Origin of the sequence: Kitasatospora sp. NPDC056138 (assembly GCF_042264695.1) — a bacterium.
In the GTDB taxonomy this organism is placed as follows: Bacteria; Actinomycetota; Actinomycetes; order Streptomycetales; family Streptomycetaceae; genus Kitasatospora.
Window position 1 is genome coordinate 16,576 of record NZ_JBHJVK010000025.1, and the last position, 15,695, is coordinate 32,270.

Here is a 15,695-nt window from a genome sequence, read left to right on the forward strand (position 1 = left end):
TGACGGGCGGGAGTCGGTGCCCGGAGTGTCTCGGCGCTCCGGGGGCGGAGTGGCGACAGGGCCCGACTCCGCCGTCCGGCAGGCGGGTTGGGGTCAGCCGTCGAGGCGGATCGAGGTCCGGGCGGAGATCGGGCCGCCGGAGGGGCCGGTCAGGGTCGCCTGCACCAGGTAGTTGCCCGGCTGGGCGGTCGAGGCGTCCGGGGAGGCGCACTGCGGCTTGCTCCGGCTGCGGTCCCAGGTGAACGTCTCGGTCAGGCCGTTGCCCGAAGCGATCTCCACCCAGGTGCTCTGCTTGTCCGTCGGGCAGTCGGCGGAGGACCAGATCCGCTCGTTGGCGGCCGAGGTCACCACGATCGCGGACGCCGTGCGGCCCAGGTCCACCCGGCAGTTGGCGCCGGCGGTGTTGCGGACGGTCAGCGCGAGGCGCGGCTTGTCCTTGCTGTCGAAGGAGTTCTGCGTACCGGCCAGCTCCAGGGTGACCTGGGAGGCGGTGCAGAGCGGGAGGGCCATCACCTCGGCGGTGTTCACCGGGGGCGGCGTCACCGCGCTGCCGGAGCCGCCCGACCCGCTGCCGGAGCCGCCCGAGCCGCTACCGGACCCGCCGGAGCCGCCTGTCGAGGAGCCGGAGGATCCGCCGGTGCCACCCGCGCCGCCACTGCCGCCTGAACCGCCGGTGAGGCTGACCTCGCCGCCGCCCCCGCCCGAGACGCCGCCGCTTCCGCCCGTACCGCCGCTGCCGCCGGGGCGGGAGGTGATCGCGGGACCGGTCGGGGTGGCACCGGGGGTGATCGACTGGGCCGGGGCCGGTTGCGCGGTCTTGTCGGCGGAGTTCTTCCCGTCGCCCTGACCGGTCGTCAACCAGACGACCAGTGCCAGCACGGCGAGCAGGACAGCGGACACGACGATGCGCCGCCGCCAGTAGATCGACGCGGGCAGCGGTCCTACGGGTTGACGCAGAGAGGGCACCTGCAAACTCTACGAGACTGGGCGCACCCGTTGATGCATCAACACTGACCCTGCGCCGCTTCATTCACATCATCCGTCATTTGACCCGGACGAGGGAAGGGGCGGCGGGCGTGTCGTTCGTCGGCGATCCTGCCTCCGCCCCCACCCGCAACGGGCCGCAACGGGAGGCCACAACGGGAGGCCGCAACGGGAGGCCCGGCGTCGCGCGGAGGTGGCGAGAGCCGACCGGAGCCCTTGCGGCGGCCGGGCCGGGGCGCACCGACCCGACCGCGCAGGACCGGGAGAGAGCCGGGGGAGACGGCCCGGGGAGAGCGGGAAGCGTGGGAGGATCGAGGGGTCATGGCTGCCATCACCTCCACCCCCGCGCCGCTGCTCCATTCGACCGTGCTCGACTGGTACGAGGCCAACGCCCGCGATCTCCCCTGGCGGACGGCCGACGCCTCGCCCTGGGCGGTCATGGTGAGCGAGTTCATGCTCCAGCAGACACCGGTCAAGCGGGTCCTGCCCGCGTACGCCGCCTGGCTGGAGCGCTGGCCCACCCCCGCCGACCTGGCCGCCGACGCCCCGGGCGAGGCCGTCCGGATGTGGGGCCGGCTCGGCTACCCGCGCCGGGCGCTGCGGCTGCACGCCGCCGCCGTGGCGATCACCGAGCAGCACGGCGGCCGGGTGCCCGACGACCATGCGGCGCTGCTCGCCCTGCCGGGCGTGGGCGAGTACACGGCCGCCGCCGTCGCGTCCTTCGCCTTCCGGCAGCGGCACGTGGTGCTCGACACCAACGTCCGTCGGGTCTTCGCCCGTGCCGTGACCGGCGTCGAGTACCCGGCCCAGGCGACCACGGCCGCCGAGCGCCGTACCGCCACCGAGTACCTGCCGGCCACCGCCGAGACCGCCGCCACCTGGGCGGTCGGCGTGATGGAGCTCGGCGCACTGGTCTGCACCGCCCGCAGCCCGGAGTGCGGGGCCTGTCCGCTGCGGAGCCACTGCGCCTGGCAGCGGGCCGGCCGGCCTCCGTACGAGGGCCCGGCACGGCGCGGCCAGTCCTACGAGGGCACGGACCGGCAGGTGCGCGGCAAGCTGCTGGCGGTGCTGCGGGACGCGCACGGCGAGGTGGCGCAGGAGCGGCTGGACGAGGTCTGGCCGGAGCCGGTGCAGCGGGCGAGGGCGCTGGACGGCCTGGTCGCGGACGGCCTGGTCGAACCGGTCGCCCCGGGCGTGTACCGGCTGCCGCAGTAGGGCCGCCGGGTAGGCGCCGCACGGCCGGTCCGGCCCGCTCGGTCGCACGGCCGGTCCGGCCCGCGCCCGGTGCGGCGCAGTGGGAGAAGCGGCCCGGACAGCAGGGAAGACGACAGGGGCGCGGGGAACTGCGTGAGCGGCCAGGCGCCTCGGTGGCGGGCTGGTCGCGCAGTTCCCCGCGCCCCTGCGGTGTTCCTCGGCGGACGGTCCGCCGGAAGGTGCGGTCCGGTCAGACCGCGGCGGCCTCCATCGACTGCTCGGCCGACGGCTTGCCGGCGCCCCGCAGCGGGACCTCGCGCAGGAAGAGCGCGGCCGCGACGGCGACGACGCTGATCACGGCGCCCCAGAGGAAGACGGTGTGCATGCCGTTGGAGACGGCGTGGTGGTACGCGTCCTGGACGGGGGCCGGGAGGGCGCGCAGCGCCTCCGGGCTGGTCTGGCTGAGGTTGCCGCCCTTGCCGCCGGCGGGCTGGTCGGGCAGGCGCTCCTTCATGGTCGCGGTGACCCGGTCGTTGAAGAGCGCGCCGAACAGGGCGACACCGAAGGAGCCGCCGATGGTGCGGAACAGGGTGGCGGTGGAGCTGGCCACGCCCATGTCCTTGAGCTCGACGCTGTTCTGCGCGACCAGCATGGTGATCTGCATCAGGAAGCCCATGCCGGCGCCGAGCACCACCATGTAGCAGGAGGAGGTGAACCGGCTGGTGTCGGTGGAGAGGGTGGAGAGCAGCCCCGAGCCGATGACCATCACGGCGGTGCCGATGATCGGGAAGATCCGGTACTTGCCGGTCCTGGTGACGGTCTGGCCGACCACCAGCGAGACCACCAGCATGCCGAACATCATCGGCATCAGCAGCAGCCCGGAGTTGGTCGCCGAGGCCCCCTGCACGGTCTGCTGGTAGAGCGGCAGGAAGGTGACGGCGCCGAACATCGCGAAGCCGACGATGAAGCCGATCAGCGAGACCAGGCTGAAGTTGAGGTTGCGGAACAGGCCGAGCGGGAGCATCGGCTCGTCGACCCGCTGCTCGACGTAGCAGAAGGCGATCAGCGAGGCGACGGCGAGCGCGGCCAGACCGAGGATCTGCTTCGAGCCCCAGGCGTACTGCTGGCCGCCCCAGGTGGTGATCAGGACCAGCGAGGTGATGCCCGCGGTGAGCAGGACAGCGCCGACGTAGTCGATCTTGGCGCTGGAGCGGACCTTGGGCAGCTTCAGGGTGACCACGATGAAGCCGAGCGCCAGGATGCCGAGCGGCAGGTTGATGTAGAAGGTCCAGTGCCAGTTCAGGTGGTCGGTGATGAAGCCGCCGACCAGCGGGCCGCCGATGGTGGCGAGGGCCATCACGGCGGCGAACATGCCCTGGTACTTGCCGCGGTCGCGCGGCGGCACCAGTGCGCCCATGATCGACATCACGCCGACCATCAGACCGCCGGCGCCCAGGCCCTGGACCGCGCGGAAGGCGATCAGCTGGGTCATGCTCTGCGAGAGGCCGGAGAGCGCCGAGCCCAGCAGGAAGATCACGATCGAGGTGAGGAAGGTGCCCTTGCGGCCGTAGAGGTCACCGAGCTTGCCCCAGATGGGGGTCGAGGCGGCGGTGGCCAGGGTGTACGAGGTGACCACCCAGGACAGGTGCTCGGCTCCGCCCAGATCGCCGACGATGGTCGGCATCGCGGTGCCGACGATCAGGTTGTCGAGCATGGCCAGCAGCATCGCGACCACCAGGCCGATCATCACCAGGCGGATCTCGCGGTGTGATCTCGGCGCGGGCTCGGTCGCCCCCTCGGCGGTCGGCGGTTCGACCGCCGAGGCCTCGACCTGCTGTTGTGACATGGTGCGTCTCCCGGAAGCGCAGTGCCGGTCGGGCTCCTCGGGCCCCGTCGTGGCGGGGTCCTCGGCGCACTTACTTGACGACCGGCTAGTGAATTATCAATGGGCACGGTAGGTTGTCTACTAGCCGGGCGTCAAGCCAGTTTCGGCGGAGCGCCCCTGGGCAGGGACAATGCAGCCCAAGGCGCGCGCCGCAACCGGTGCGCGACCGCCCCACCCCCCCGCAGTCACAAGGCAGGCCAGTACGGCATGAGTACGACGCAGAGCCCCCGCACCGACACCCGGGCGCGGATCCTCGACGTGGCGCTGGAGCTCTTCTCGGAGCAGGGATACGAGAAGACCTCGCTCCGCGAGATCGCCGATCGGCTCGGGGTCACCAAGGCCGCCCTCTACTACCACTTCAAGACCAAGGACGACATCGTCCACGGCATCATCGAGAGCATGGCCGCGCCGATCGACGAGGTGATCGCCTGGGGCCAGGAGCAGCCGTGGTCTCCGGAGCTGCGGGACGAACTCGTCCGCCGCTTCGCCGCCGGCATGGCCTCGCGGGCGCCGCTGCTGCGCTTCTTCCACGAGAACCAGCCGGCGCTGCGGGAGTCGAAGGCCGGGCTGGAGTTCAAGGAGCGGATGCTGGCGATGATCCGCCTGGTCCAGGGGCCCGAGGCCACCTTCCCGGACCGGCTGCGCGCCACCATGGCGTTGTTCGCCATCAACTCCGCGTTCTTCCTGCTCAAGGAGTCGGTCTCGGGCGGGTTCGAGTGCACCGACCCCAAGGCGTCGACGGTCGCCGAGGCGATGGAGGCCGCGCTGACGGTCGCGCTGGAGATCGCCGGCCGGATCGAACTCCCGGAGGTCTGACGCAGAGTGCCCCTCCCGCCGAGGAGGCGGAAGGGGCACTCTGCGCTCTGCGTGGTGCGTGGTGCGCGGGCTCAGAAGTCGCTGACCCCGCGGGCCGAGAGGTAGGCGATCGGGTCGATGACCGCCGCGTACCGGTTGGCGCTGCGGATCTCGAAGTGCAGGTGCGGCCCGGTGGAGTTGCCGGTGGTGCCCGAGCGGCCGATCTCCTGGCCCGGTGACACCGACTGCCCGGCGCTGACCTCCAGCGAGGACATGTGCGCGTACTGGGCGAAGTGGCCGTCCGGCAGCCGCAGTACGACCTCCTTGCCGTACGCGCCGTCCCACTTCGCCGAGACCACGGTGGCCTGGCCGACCGCGAGCAGCGGGGTGCCGGAGCCGACCGCGAAGTCCACGCCGGTGTGGTAGCCGGCGGCGTACGCCCGGTTCGGCTTGCCGTACGGGTTGCTGATCAGGGCGCCCGGGATCGGGGCGGACCAGGCGGAGCCGGGGGCCGGGGCGACCGCGGCGGGCAGGCCCGCGGGCTCACCGGCCGGCTCGGCCGCCGGTGCCGCCGGGGCGGCGCTCGGCGCCAGGTTGGCGGCCACCGCGACGGCGTCCTGCGACCTGACCGAGTGCGGCTGCTGGTACGGGGTGGGCTGGGCGACCTGCACCAGGCCGAGCTGGTGGAACGGCGCGGAGACCGAGGTGAAGGCCGAGCTGCCCGGTGTGGTCGGGTGCACGGTGTGCGCGGAGGCGGTGTTGGGCAGCAGCAGCACGCCGAAGGCCAGTACCGTCGTGGCGCTCCAGGCCGCCGTCGACCGGTTCCCCTGCACCCACTCGACGGCGGGGCGGAAGCGGTCGGGCGTCCGGGCGTCGGCGGCGCGGCAGAGCCTGCGGGCGCCGGTCTCGGCGCTCGCCCGTCCGGCGGCCGCCGCCTCGGCGAACCTGCGGGCACCGACCACGGCGCTCGACCGTCCGGCGGCCGCTGCTTCGGCGAACCTTCGGGTGCCGACCGTGGCGGTGGCGCTTGCGGCGCTGATCGCTTCGGCGAGCCGGCGGCGGGCGGTGTGGGGGGAAGGCATCGGGTGGCAGCACCTCAGGGACGGGAGCAGCCCGGCGCTGAGCCGCTGAGGGCTCGCCGGGCTGGGGACAGACAGATCTAAACGGTCGCTGCGGGTGGATCCCAAACCCGCCACCTACTACGGCATGTAGTCCCCGTACCCGGTGATCTCCGAGCCCTCGGCGCGATGATCTTTCGAGTGGATCATCCCATTTGTCCGGTTCTCGCCGGACTTCGGCGAGCTCACGGCGGGGGCCGCGCGTTCCCGGACGGTCCCGGCGGTCCGGTGGCCCGCCCGGGCGCTCCCGGCTACTACCAGGCCTCGTACCGGGCCCGCGCACTGTGACAATCGCCACCCGCGGCGCCCGACAGGCGGTCGGCTGCCCGGCTCGGCCGACCGGGAATCGTGAGCCGGGGCACAGTTCCGCAGCGGGCCGCCGGGCCGCCCGCTGTCCCCGTCCGGCCCACCCGTGCCAGGCTGGCCCCGTCACGGCAGCACCGTCCTGTACGAGTCCCCTTCCCCTACCGGAGGACCTCCCCATGGCGGCACCGCAGCTCAAGCCCGGCACGTCCTGGAGCGAGACGTACGCCCGCTGCGTACGGGCCGCGCCGGAGGCCTTCACCCCCGACCGACTGCTCAACCTGGTGCGCGGCGAGTGGCGCGTCGTCGGCACTCCCGGCGAGCACACCACCCCGCTGGACGGCACCTCGATCCCCGGGCCGCCCCGGGTCGGTATCGAGGAGGCACGGCGCGCGGTCTCCTTCGCCATCGACCGGCACGCCCACTGGGGAAGGGTCCCGCTCGACGAGCGCAAGGCCAGGGTCGCCGCGGCCGTCGAGGGCCTCGCCGAGCAGCGCGAGCTGCTGGCCCTGCTGCTGGTCTGGGAGATCGGCAAGCCCTGGCGGCTGGCCTGCGCCGACGTCGACCGTGCGCTGGACGGCGTCCGCTGGTACCTCGACAACATCGACCGCCAGCTCGAGGGCCGCACACCGCTGCCCGGGCCGGTCTCCAACATCGCCAGCTGGAACTACCCGATGAGCGTCCAGGTGCACGCCGAACTCGTGCAGCTGCTGGCCGGGAACGCGGTGGTCGCCAAGACCCCGTCGCAGGGCGGCTTCCACTGCCTGACCCTCGCCCACGCGGTCATGCACCGTGCCCAGCTGCCCGCCACCCTGCTGTCCGGCACGGGCGACCGGATCGCCGACGCGCTGATCCGTGCCGAGGGCCTGGGGGCGCTGGCCTTCGTCGGCGGCCGGGCCAACGGCCGCAAGGCCGCCACCGCGCTCGCCGACCTGGGACGACGGCACTTCCTGGAGCAGGAGGGCCTCAACACCTGGGGCGTCTGGAACTTCACCGACTGGCCCGCCCTCGCCGTGCACCTGCGCAAGGGCTTCGAGTACGCCAAGCAGCGCTGCACCGCCTACCCGCGCTACGTCGTGCAGCGCTCGCTCTTCCCCGCCTTCCTGGACACCTACCTCGGCGTGCTCGCCGCGCTGAGGTTCGGCCATCCGCTGGCGGTCGCCGACCCCGCGGACCCGCTGCCCGAGCTCGACTTCGGGCCGGTCATCCATGCCGCCAAGGCCACCGAGCTCCGGGACCGGTTCGACGCGGCGGTGGCCGGCCGGGCCGTCCCGCTCTACCGGGGCATCCTGGACGAGGGCGGCTTCGTCGCCGGTCAGTCCACGGACGCCTACCTGGCGCCGGCCGCCCTGCTCGACCCGCCCGCCAACTGGGCGCTGCACCACAGCGAGCCGTTCGGCCCGCTGGACTCCGTCGTCCTGGTCGACACCGAGTCCGAGCTGCTCGCCGCGATGAACGCGGGCAACGGCTCCCTGGTCGCCTCGCTCGCCACCGACGACCTCGGCTTCGCCGACCGGATCGCCCCCGACCTGCTCGCCTTCAAGATCGGGATCAACCGGCCGCGCAGCCGGGGCGACCGCGAGGAGGTGTTCGGCGGGCTCGGCGCCTCCTGGAAGGGTGCCTTCGTCGGCGGCGACCTGCTGGTCCGGGCCGTCACCCACGGCCCGGAGGGAGCGGACGAGAAGCTGTACGGCAACTTCCCCACCTACTCGCTCTACCCGCCGCGCTGAGCCTGTCCGACGGTTCCCGCCGCGCGCCCGACGCCGCGTGCCGATCCGCCGCGAACTGCCGGGCAGGCCTCGGGGCAGGGCGCGGCACCTCGGGGGCGCCGGACCCTGCGTGGGGGACCCCGCGTGCGGGGCCCTGCGCCTTCGCGGTGGGCCGGCCGCCGAGTTCCCCGGGACTCCGAGGCGCCCGGCCGGCCGGACGGTTCGGGTCCCCCTCAACTGATCTGCGTCCGAGGCATGTTGCGTCAGGGCCGGATCGGGGATTATCGGCGGATGGGTTACGAACCTGACACCGGCTCCGCCGGCAGCCCGCGCGAGCGCCGGTTCGCCGCGTTCCGGCGCAGCGACCGGCTGCTCTCGGGCGTCCGCCCGGCGAGCATCCGCGAGCGGCTGACCGAACTGGCCGCGCTGCACGGGCCGTCCACCGACGGCGGTGCGGCGTACGACCTCGACCAGCGCCCCGACTTCTACGGCGACGGCATCGTCCGGACGCTCGAACGCCGGGTCGCCGACCTGCTCGGCAAGCCCGACGCCGTCTTCTTCCCCAGCGGCACCATGGCCCAGCAGGCCGCCCTGCGGATCTGGGCCGAACGCAGCGGCAACCGTACGGTCGCCATGCACCCGCTCGCCCACCCCGAGGTGCACGAACGCCGGGCGTACGCGCGGCTGAGCGGCCTGGACGCGGTCTGGCCCACCACCGCCCCCAGGCTCCCCACCGCCGCCGAACTGCACTCCCTGGGAGAGCACTTCGGCAGCCTGATGGTCGAACTCCCGCTGCGGGAGGCCGGATTCGTCCTGCCGACCTGGCCGGAGCTGGTCGAGACGACCACCGCGGCCCGGGAGCGGGGAGTGGCCGTCCACCTCGACGGTGCCCGGCTCTGGGAGTCCGTCCGGCACTTCGGCCGCACCCTGCCCGAGATCGCCGCCCTGGCGGACTCGGTGTACGTCTCCTTTTACAAGACCCTCGGCGGCATCAGCGGTGCGGCGCTCGCCGGCCCGGCGGACTTCGTCCGCGAGGCCCGGGCGTGGCGGCACCGCTATGGCGGCCAGCTCTACCAGCAGTGGCCCGCCGTGCTCGCCGCGCTCGCCGGGCTGGACCGTGAACTCCCGCGCCTGGACGCGTACGTGGCGCACGCCGGGACCGTCGCCGCCGCACTGGCCGAGGTGCCCGGTGCCCGGGTCTTCCCCGATCCGCCGCACACCCACCAGTTCCAGTTCTGGCTCCCCCACCCCGCCGGGGACCTGGACGAGGCGAGCCTGCGGCTCGCCGAGGAGCAGGGCCTCGCACTCTTCTGGGGCTGGTTCGAGCCCGGTGAACCCGGCCTCGCCGGACACTCGATGACCGAGATCACGGTGGCCGCCGAAGCCCTCGACTGGACACCCGGGCAGATCGCCGAGGCCATGACGGCGTTCCTCGCTCTGCTCTAGTCTCAACTCCGTTGTACGGCAAGGGAGAACGGGAGGCAGTCATGGAAGCGCGGATCGAACTGGCCGACGCCATCGAGGCGGTGCGGCAGCAACTCCTCGACGCGACGGCCAGGGGTGCCGGGCAGGAGATCCGGTTCGAGGTCGGGACGGTACAGCTGGACTTCGACGTCGAGCTGAAGCGCGACGCCAGGGCCAAGGGCGGCATCAGGACCTGGGTGCTCTCGGCCGAGGCCGAGGCGGGCGCCGCCCACCGGCTCAGCCACCGGGTCTCCGTGACGCTGACCCCCAGGAACGCCCGCACCGGTGCCGGCGTCGAGGTCGGCAACCCCGAACTCGGCAGCCGGGAGGGCTTCTAGTGGCCCACCCGGCCCAGCGCGCCGTCGCCGTCCGGTCCACCGCACAGGGGAGCGGGTACCTGCTCGCTCCCCGACTGGTGCTGACCGCGGCTCACCTGCTGGGCGGCGGCCCGGTGGAGGCGGCCGTGCCGGGCGGCACCGGGTGGGCCGGCTGCTCGGTGCTCTGGCGGCGCGGCAGCCCGGACGCCGCGCTGCTGCTCGCCGAGCGCGACCTGGTGTCCACCGGCCGGGGCGAGCCGGTGCGCTGGGGCCGGATCGACGGCCCGGCCCCCGTCCCCGGCTGCCACCTGACCGGCTTCCCCGCCGTGGAACGGGACGGAAACGGGCGTCTCGACAGCACCCAGGTACTGGGGACCCTGACCCCCGGCAGCGGCCTGACCGGCGGCGGGCCGGCCTTCGTCCTCGGCCAGGCGCCCCCCACGGCCCTGCGGGACCCGGACTCCCCGTGGGCCGGTCTCTCCGGCGCGGGCGTGGTCCACCTCGGCCGGCTGCTCGGCATCACCGTGCGCGACCGCAGACCGGAGGCCTGGCAGAGCTCCCAGCTCGACGTCGTCCCGGTCTGCGAACTGCTCGCCTGCGCGGACCTGCTGCCCCTGCTCACCGAGCACCTCGGCTGCCCCCCGCACCTCGAAGGCATCACCGAACAGGACGTCGCCGACGCCGAGTTCGAGGTCCAGTACGCCGAGTCCATCCGCGCCGACTACGGCCGGATCCGCATCTTCGGCCTCGCCCGGGCCCACGGCCAGGGCCGCAAGGGATGGGAGCTCGACACCGGCTACCTCACCCTCCAGGCCTCGAACGGCGGCCGTTCGCCCGTGCGGGACGGCCGCCCGACCAGTGCAGAGCAGATACCGCAGCGGGTCTCCCGGCTGCTCAGGGGCAGGCGGCGGATCCTGCTGCGCGGCCAGGCGGGATCGGGCAAGACCACCCTGGTCCAGTGGCTGGCCACCCGGGCCGTGGCCGGAACGCTCGACGCCGAACTGGCCGAGCTCAACGGGCGGGTGCCGCTGGTCCTCCAACTGCGCAAGCTCTTCCTGAAGGAGAACCTCAGCCCCAGACCGGAGGAGTTCCTCGCCCTCGACGGCCGGATGTGCGCCGACCGCCAGCCGCCCGGCTGGGTGCACCGGCAGCTGACGAGCGGGCGGGCCATGCTGCTGGTGGACGGCCTGGACGAAGTGCCCGAGGCGCAACGGGCCGAAGCCCTGGACTGGCTGGAACGGCTGCTGGAGCACTACCCCCGGCTGTGGACCCTCGCGACGGTGCGGCCCTCGGCGGTCGACCAGGGCTGGCTGCGGCACCTGGACTTCACCGAGCTGTCGCTCTGCCCGATGGGGGAGGAGGACCGCCGCCGGTTCATCGCCCGCTGGCACCGTGCCGTCCTCGGCGAACTCCTCGACGACGCCCGCACCGAGGCCGAGGCGGCCCGCCACCGACGCGACCTGGCGGTACTGGAGGCGAACCTGCTGCGCTCCCTGCAGCGCTCCACCGGACTGGCCCAGATCACCGACAGCCCGCTGCTCTGCGCGATGGTCTGCGCGCTCAACCGGGAGAACGACGGCACCCTGCCCACCCACCGGATGGAGATCTACCGGGACGCGCTGACCATGATGCTGGTCAAACGCGACGAGGGCCGCCAGGTGCGCGGGGCCGAGCAGTTGAAGCTCTCCGAGCAGGAACAGCTGGCCCTGCTCCGCCGGATCGCGCACTGGCTGGTCCGCAACAACCAGGTCGAGGGCAGGCGGGAACACGCCGTCGGCCGCATCGCCGACGCACTCCCCAGCCTCTCGGCGGTCGCCCGCCAGGGAACCGCCGAACAGGTCTACACCCACCTCCTCAACCGCACCGGCCTGCTCGCCGAGACCAGCACCGAGACCTTCCAGTTCATCCACCGGACCTTCCAGGACTACCTGGCCGCACTGGAGTTCCGCGAGCAGTCGGACTTCGGCCTGCTGGCGGGAATGGCCGGCGAGAAGCAGTGGGGCGATGTCATCCGGATGACGGTCGGCCACTGCGGACCGCGGGAGCGGGCGGACCTGCTGCGCCGGCTGCTCGCCGTACCCGGCCGGGACGACATCGCGCTGCTGGCCGGCACCTGCCTGCCGTACGCCCCGGAGCTGGACGGGGAGGTCCGGGCCGCCGTCCTGGCCCGGCTGCGGACCATCCTCGACGACGACCCGAGCGCGCTGTTCAGCCCGGTGCTGGCCGCGGTGGGGGAGGACCTGGTGGACCTGCTGCGCGAGCGGGTACCGCTGCACTCGGACAGCCCGATGTTCGGCGTGCCCGACGTCCTGGGCCGGGTCGGCGGTGAGCGGGCGCTGCAACTGCTCGCGGAGCTGGCGCCGGATGCCGACTCGGAGTTCTCGGCCCAGATCAGCGCGCAGTGGAGCAACTTCGACGAGACCGAGTTCGTGCGGCGGGTCATCGAGCGGATGGACCCCAGGGAGCTGCGCCTGGTGGTGCGGTCGGCCGCCCAGCTGTCCTGGCTGTCCCGTCGGCGGACGGTCCGGCTGGTGAGCCTGCGGGCTCCGCTCGTGGTGGACCGGCGGGCGCTGAGCGAGGCAGGCCAGGGCGTGGAGCGGCTGGAGGTCGAGTTCCTCCACGGCCTGCGGGACCTGGCCTTCCTGCGGGACTGGCCGGATCTGAACGAGCTCCTGGTCAACGACTGCCCGGACCTCCAGGACCTGTCGGCGCTGGAGGGAATGACGCTGGAGGGGCTCACCCTGTACGAGGGGTCCGGTCATGCGCAGCTCTGGGAGCTGCTGGGCCGCGGCCTGAGAGTGGCCGAACTGGGCTCGTCGGCGGCCGAGATCGCCGGGCTGCCACCGGGACTGTCCCTGCCGGGGGTGCGAGGCCTCTCGGTGATCCGGGTGGACGACGGCTTCCCGCTCGACCGGATCGTCGCGGCCTTCCCGGACCTGAGGGCCCTGGAACTCACCCTCCACCCCGAGGCCGACGGGCTCGATCTGCGCGGTATCGCCCACCGGCGGGGCCTCCGGGTCCAGGTGAGGTGCCCGTCCCGGGCCCGCCTGCTCGGCCGCGAGCTGTTCCCGGCGAGCCGGCTGGCCGTCAACTGACGGCGGCCCCCGGCGGATTCACTCCGCGGGGGGCCACCGGACGACTACCGCGCCAGGTCAGTTCACTTGACCGGGCGGACGGCGATCACGGTCTCGAGCTTGTTGAGGCTCTGGTAGACGACCGAGATGCTGGTGTGGGTGTCGGGCACCTTGACGCTGCTGGTGGGCGTCGCGGCGTCCCAGTAGGTGGTGGTGTGGTCGTTGAAGGTACGGACGGCCTTCGACGACGGGATGCTGGTGAGCACGTCGGCCTTGTGGAGCTTCAGGCCGTCGGTGTTCTCCAGCCCGAAGGTGGAGTCGTAGCCCTGCATGCGCGAGCGCATGTAGCTGCCGTCGGACCACTTCAGCGGCGCCGGGTGGGCGTCGACCGGGAGGATCAGGCCGCTGCCGGGGTGGACGCTGGTGTTGTTGTCGGACTGGGAGGCGTCCCAGAGCCAGATCAGCACGCCGTTCTGGTAGGCGTAGTGCTCGACCTTGTTGGGCTGGGCGGCCGAACCGAAGTTGTAGGGGCCGACCTTGAGGGTCGAGTCGTACGACGCGTACTGACGGTTCTCGACCAGGTAGGACTGGTCGTAGTCCTTGGAGTACTTGCCCGAGATGCGCGAGAAGCCGTCGGCCTTCCAGCCGTTGTCACCGTTCTCGGCGTTGTCGGAGAAGACCACGGTGCCGTTGGCGGTGATGGCGATGTTGTCGAGCGCGAGGCCCTTCAGGTGCACGCCACCGTCGGTGTTGTTGCGGAAGCGGACCTTGACGGCCTGGCCGGCGTAGGCGTCCAGCGGGTAGACCAGGTCGCCCCACTTGTTGCCGGAGTTGCCGGTCAGACCGGTCGTGCCCGCGCTGCTCTTCGGGATGGCCTTGCCGTTGAAGGTGCCGTCCAGGGTCTTCCAGTTGGCGCCGCCGTCGGTGGAGACCTCGGCGTAGCCGTAGTCGAAGTCCTGCTCCAGGTCGTACCAGCCCTTGGCGCTCAGGCTGGCCGAGGTCTTGCCGGTGAGGTCGAGGTCGCGGGTGAGCGTGACGTTGAGGTCGTCCGCGCTGCCGCTCCACCACTCGCTCTTGCCCTCGAACGGGGTGTTGATCTCGGTGGTGACCGTCTTCTTCGGCAGGCTGACGACCAGGGCCTGCGGGCGGGCGGTGTTGTACTCCACCGGGCCGAGCAGGTGGACCGAGTCCTGGCCGGCCTTGGCCTTGTCGTACTTGAGCCAGCCGAGCTTCAGCTTGCTCCAGACGTCCAGGTCGTTCGGGCGGTCACCGATCTCGTTCTTGCCGGTGCCCAGCCAGGAGCCGGAGGACATCAGCGACCAGAAGCCGACCGAGTTGTCGTTGCCGGAGCCGGAGGTGTCGTAGAGGTCCGGCAGGCCGAGGTCGTGGCCGTACTCGTGCGCGAAGACACCGAGGCCGCCGTTCTCCGGCTGCATGGTGTAGTCGCCGATCCAGAGGCCGGAGTTGCCGATCTGGACGCCGCCGAGCTTGTTGTCGGCCGGACCGGTCTGGCCGCGCTGGTTGCCGAAGACGTAGGAGCGGTGGGCCCAGAGCGCGTCGGTGCCCTGCTTGCCGCCGCCCGCGGACTCGTCCTCGCCGGCGTGCACGATCTGGAAGTGGTCGATGTACCCGTCGGGCTGGTTGAAGTTCCCGTCGTGGTGCGAGCCGTAGCGGTCCCACTGGTCGTACTGGGACAGCGTGGCCTTGATCTGAGCGTCCGTCTGGCCCTTGGCCTTCTGGTCCTTGTACCAGATGTCGACGGCGTCGCGGATCAGCTCCTGGGCGTTGTCGCAGATGTGCTGGCCGCAGAAGTTGGAGCCGTACCGGGCCTCGTTCCACGGAACCCGGACCCAGTCGGAGACCTGGCCGTCGACCGAGTAGCGGCCCGAGGACTGGCGCTCGTAGTAGGTCTTCAGCGAGGGCTTGTCCTTGCTGAAGTACAGGTCCTGGTAGTGGGCCTGGTTGTAATCGGCCTGCCAGGCGGTCGAGTTGTTGGTCGCCCGGTCGGGCTTCTCGATCTGGTTGTGCTGCGGGCCGGGGGTGCCGCCGTACTTGACCTTGCCGTCCGCCGTCTTGGTGGTGCTGTCCACCTGGTCGCCGAAGTCGACCAGGATGGTGAAGATCTTGTCCGTGCGCTGCCGTGCGAGCTCGACGTACTTGTCGCGGCCCAGCTTGATGCTGGTGCTGGAACCGTGCTGCTCGATCTTGGCGGTGCCGGCCAGCAGCTGCTCGGTGGCGGCCTTCTGCTCGGCCTTGACCTGCTCGGTCAGCGGCCCCGGAAGGTCGTGGTCGACCTTGGCGGCCTGGGACAGGACGGCATCGGCCGGGTCCTTGGTGATGGAGACCGGTGCGGCCGCGGCGGTTCCGGGCAGCATCCCGGCTCCGAGCGCGGCGGCGACCGCCACGGCAGCGGTGGCCGCGGCGGCCCTCTTGGATATCTTCAACGTGGTGACGTCCTCCCCATGCCGGCACAGCTGTTGGCCCTGCCGGTGAACCAATGAAAGACAGGTGGAGGACATTTGACCGAAGGATGGGGTAATAAAGATAGCCCTTGACCATGACATGGCCACGGCGCTATCCTCCGCACCGCCAGATCGGCTGATCAGCGATCAGTTTCCGCCCCTGGTCAGGCGGGTGGCGCGTCCATCGCACCCGAACCAGCTGGGGAACCCCCCGATCGGCTGGAGTCGCCGTGCGGTATGTCACAGGGCAGGCAAAGCCGGGGGACGCACTTCGGCAACACTGCTTCAACAAACCTTAAACAGACAAGGGCCGTGGGCCCCCACCGAAAATAAGGGGCCCCGGCCCCTAATAGAGTTGGAAGGTGGATCATTGTGAGCTGGGGACCGCGC

Annotated in this window: 10 protein-coding genes; 6 read left to right on the forward strand and 4 right to left on the reverse strand. The window is 72.1% G+C overall.

Annotated elements, in window-relative coordinates:
• Positions 1 to 93: 93 nt before the first annotated feature.
• Entirely contained in the window at positions 94 to 966 is an 873-nt protein-coding gene (locus ACFC1R_RS17540) for a hypothetical protein (protein ID WP_375939415.1), read from the reverse strand.
• A 339-nt stretch (positions 967 to 1,305) separates the two neighbouring features.
• On the opposite strand from ACFC1R_RS17540, the gene ACFC1R_RS17545 reads away from it, so the two are divergent.
• Positions 1,306 to 2,199, forward strand: coding sequence for an A/G-specific adenine glycosylase (locus tag ACFC1R_RS17545; RefSeq protein WP_375939417.1), 894 nt, complete (start codon positions 1,306 to 1,308; stop codon positions 2,197 to 2,199).
• 229 nt (positions 2,200 to 2,428) lie between these two features.
• Here ACFC1R_RS17545 and ACFC1R_RS17550 read toward each other — a convergent pair whose 3' ends face one another.
• Positions 2,429 to 4,024, reverse strand: a complete 1,596-nt coding sequence (locus ACFC1R_RS17550) for an MDR family MFS transporter (RefSeq protein ID WP_375939419.1) — start codon at positions 4,022 to 4,024, stop codon at positions 2,429 to 2,431.
• Between the two features lie 246 nt (positions 4,025 to 4,270).
• On the opposite strand from ACFC1R_RS17550, the gene ACFC1R_RS17555 reads away from it, so the two are divergent.
• Positions 4,271 to 4,879 carry a TetR/AcrR family transcriptional regulator gene (locus ACFC1R_RS17555; RefSeq protein WP_375939421.1) on the forward strand — a complete coding sequence of 203 codons (609 nt, stop codon included), beginning with the start codon at positions 4,271 to 4,273 and terminating at the stop codon, positions 4,877 to 4,879.
• Positions 4,880 to 4,950: 71 nt separating this feature from the next.
• On the opposite strand, the gene ACFC1R_RS17560 is transcribed toward ACFC1R_RS17555, so the two are convergent.
• Positions 4,951 to 5,940: a M23 family metallopeptidase gene (locus ACFC1R_RS17560; protein ID WP_375939422.1), complete on the reverse strand. Its 990-nt coding sequence runs from the start codon at positions 5,938 to 5,940 to the stop codon at positions 4,951 to 4,953.
• Between the two features lie 518 nt (positions 5,941 to 6,458).
• Here ACFC1R_RS17560 and ACFC1R_RS17565 point away from each other — a divergent pair.
• The 4 genes from ACFC1R_RS17565 to ACFC1R_RS17580 all read left to right on the forward strand — a co-directional run bounded on the left by ACFC1R_RS17565 (position 6,459) and on the right by ACFC1R_RS17580 (position 12,864).
• Positions 6,459 to 8,009: an aldehyde dehydrogenase family protein gene (locus ACFC1R_RS17565; RefSeq protein ID WP_375939424.1), complete on the forward strand. Its 1,551-nt coding sequence runs from the start codon at positions 6,459 to 6,461 to the stop codon at positions 8,007 to 8,009.
• 270 nt (positions 8,010 to 8,279) lie between these two features.
• Entirely contained in the window at positions 8,280 to 9,434 is a 1,155-nt protein-coding gene (locus ACFC1R_RS17570) for a threonine aldolase family protein (RefSeq protein ID WP_375939426.1), read from the forward strand.
• 41 nt (positions 9,435 to 9,475) lie between these two features.
• A complete protein-coding gene (locus ACFC1R_RS17575; RefSeq protein WP_375939428.1) occupies positions 9,476 to 9,790 on the forward strand; it encodes a trypco2 family protein in 315 nt (104 codons plus the stop codon).
• Positions 9,790 to 12,864 carry an NACHT domain-containing protein gene (locus ACFC1R_RS17580; protein ID WP_375939430.1) on the forward strand — a complete coding sequence of 1,025 codons (3,075 nt, stop codon included), beginning with the start codon at positions 9,790 to 9,792 and terminating at the stop codon, positions 12,862 to 12,864. The genes ACFC1R_RS17575 and ACFC1R_RS17580 overlap by 1 nt, the downstream gene beginning before the upstream one ends.
• A 62-nt stretch (positions 12,865 to 12,926) precedes the next feature.
• Here ACFC1R_RS17580 and ACFC1R_RS17585 read toward each other — a convergent pair whose 3' ends face one another.
• Positions 12,927 to 15,218, reverse strand: a complete 2,292-nt coding sequence (locus ACFC1R_RS17585; RefSeq protein WP_375939563.1) for an immune inhibitor A domain-containing protein — start codon at positions 15,216 to 15,218, stop codon at positions 12,927 to 12,929.
• Positions 15,219 to 15,695 lie beyond the last annotated feature (477 nt).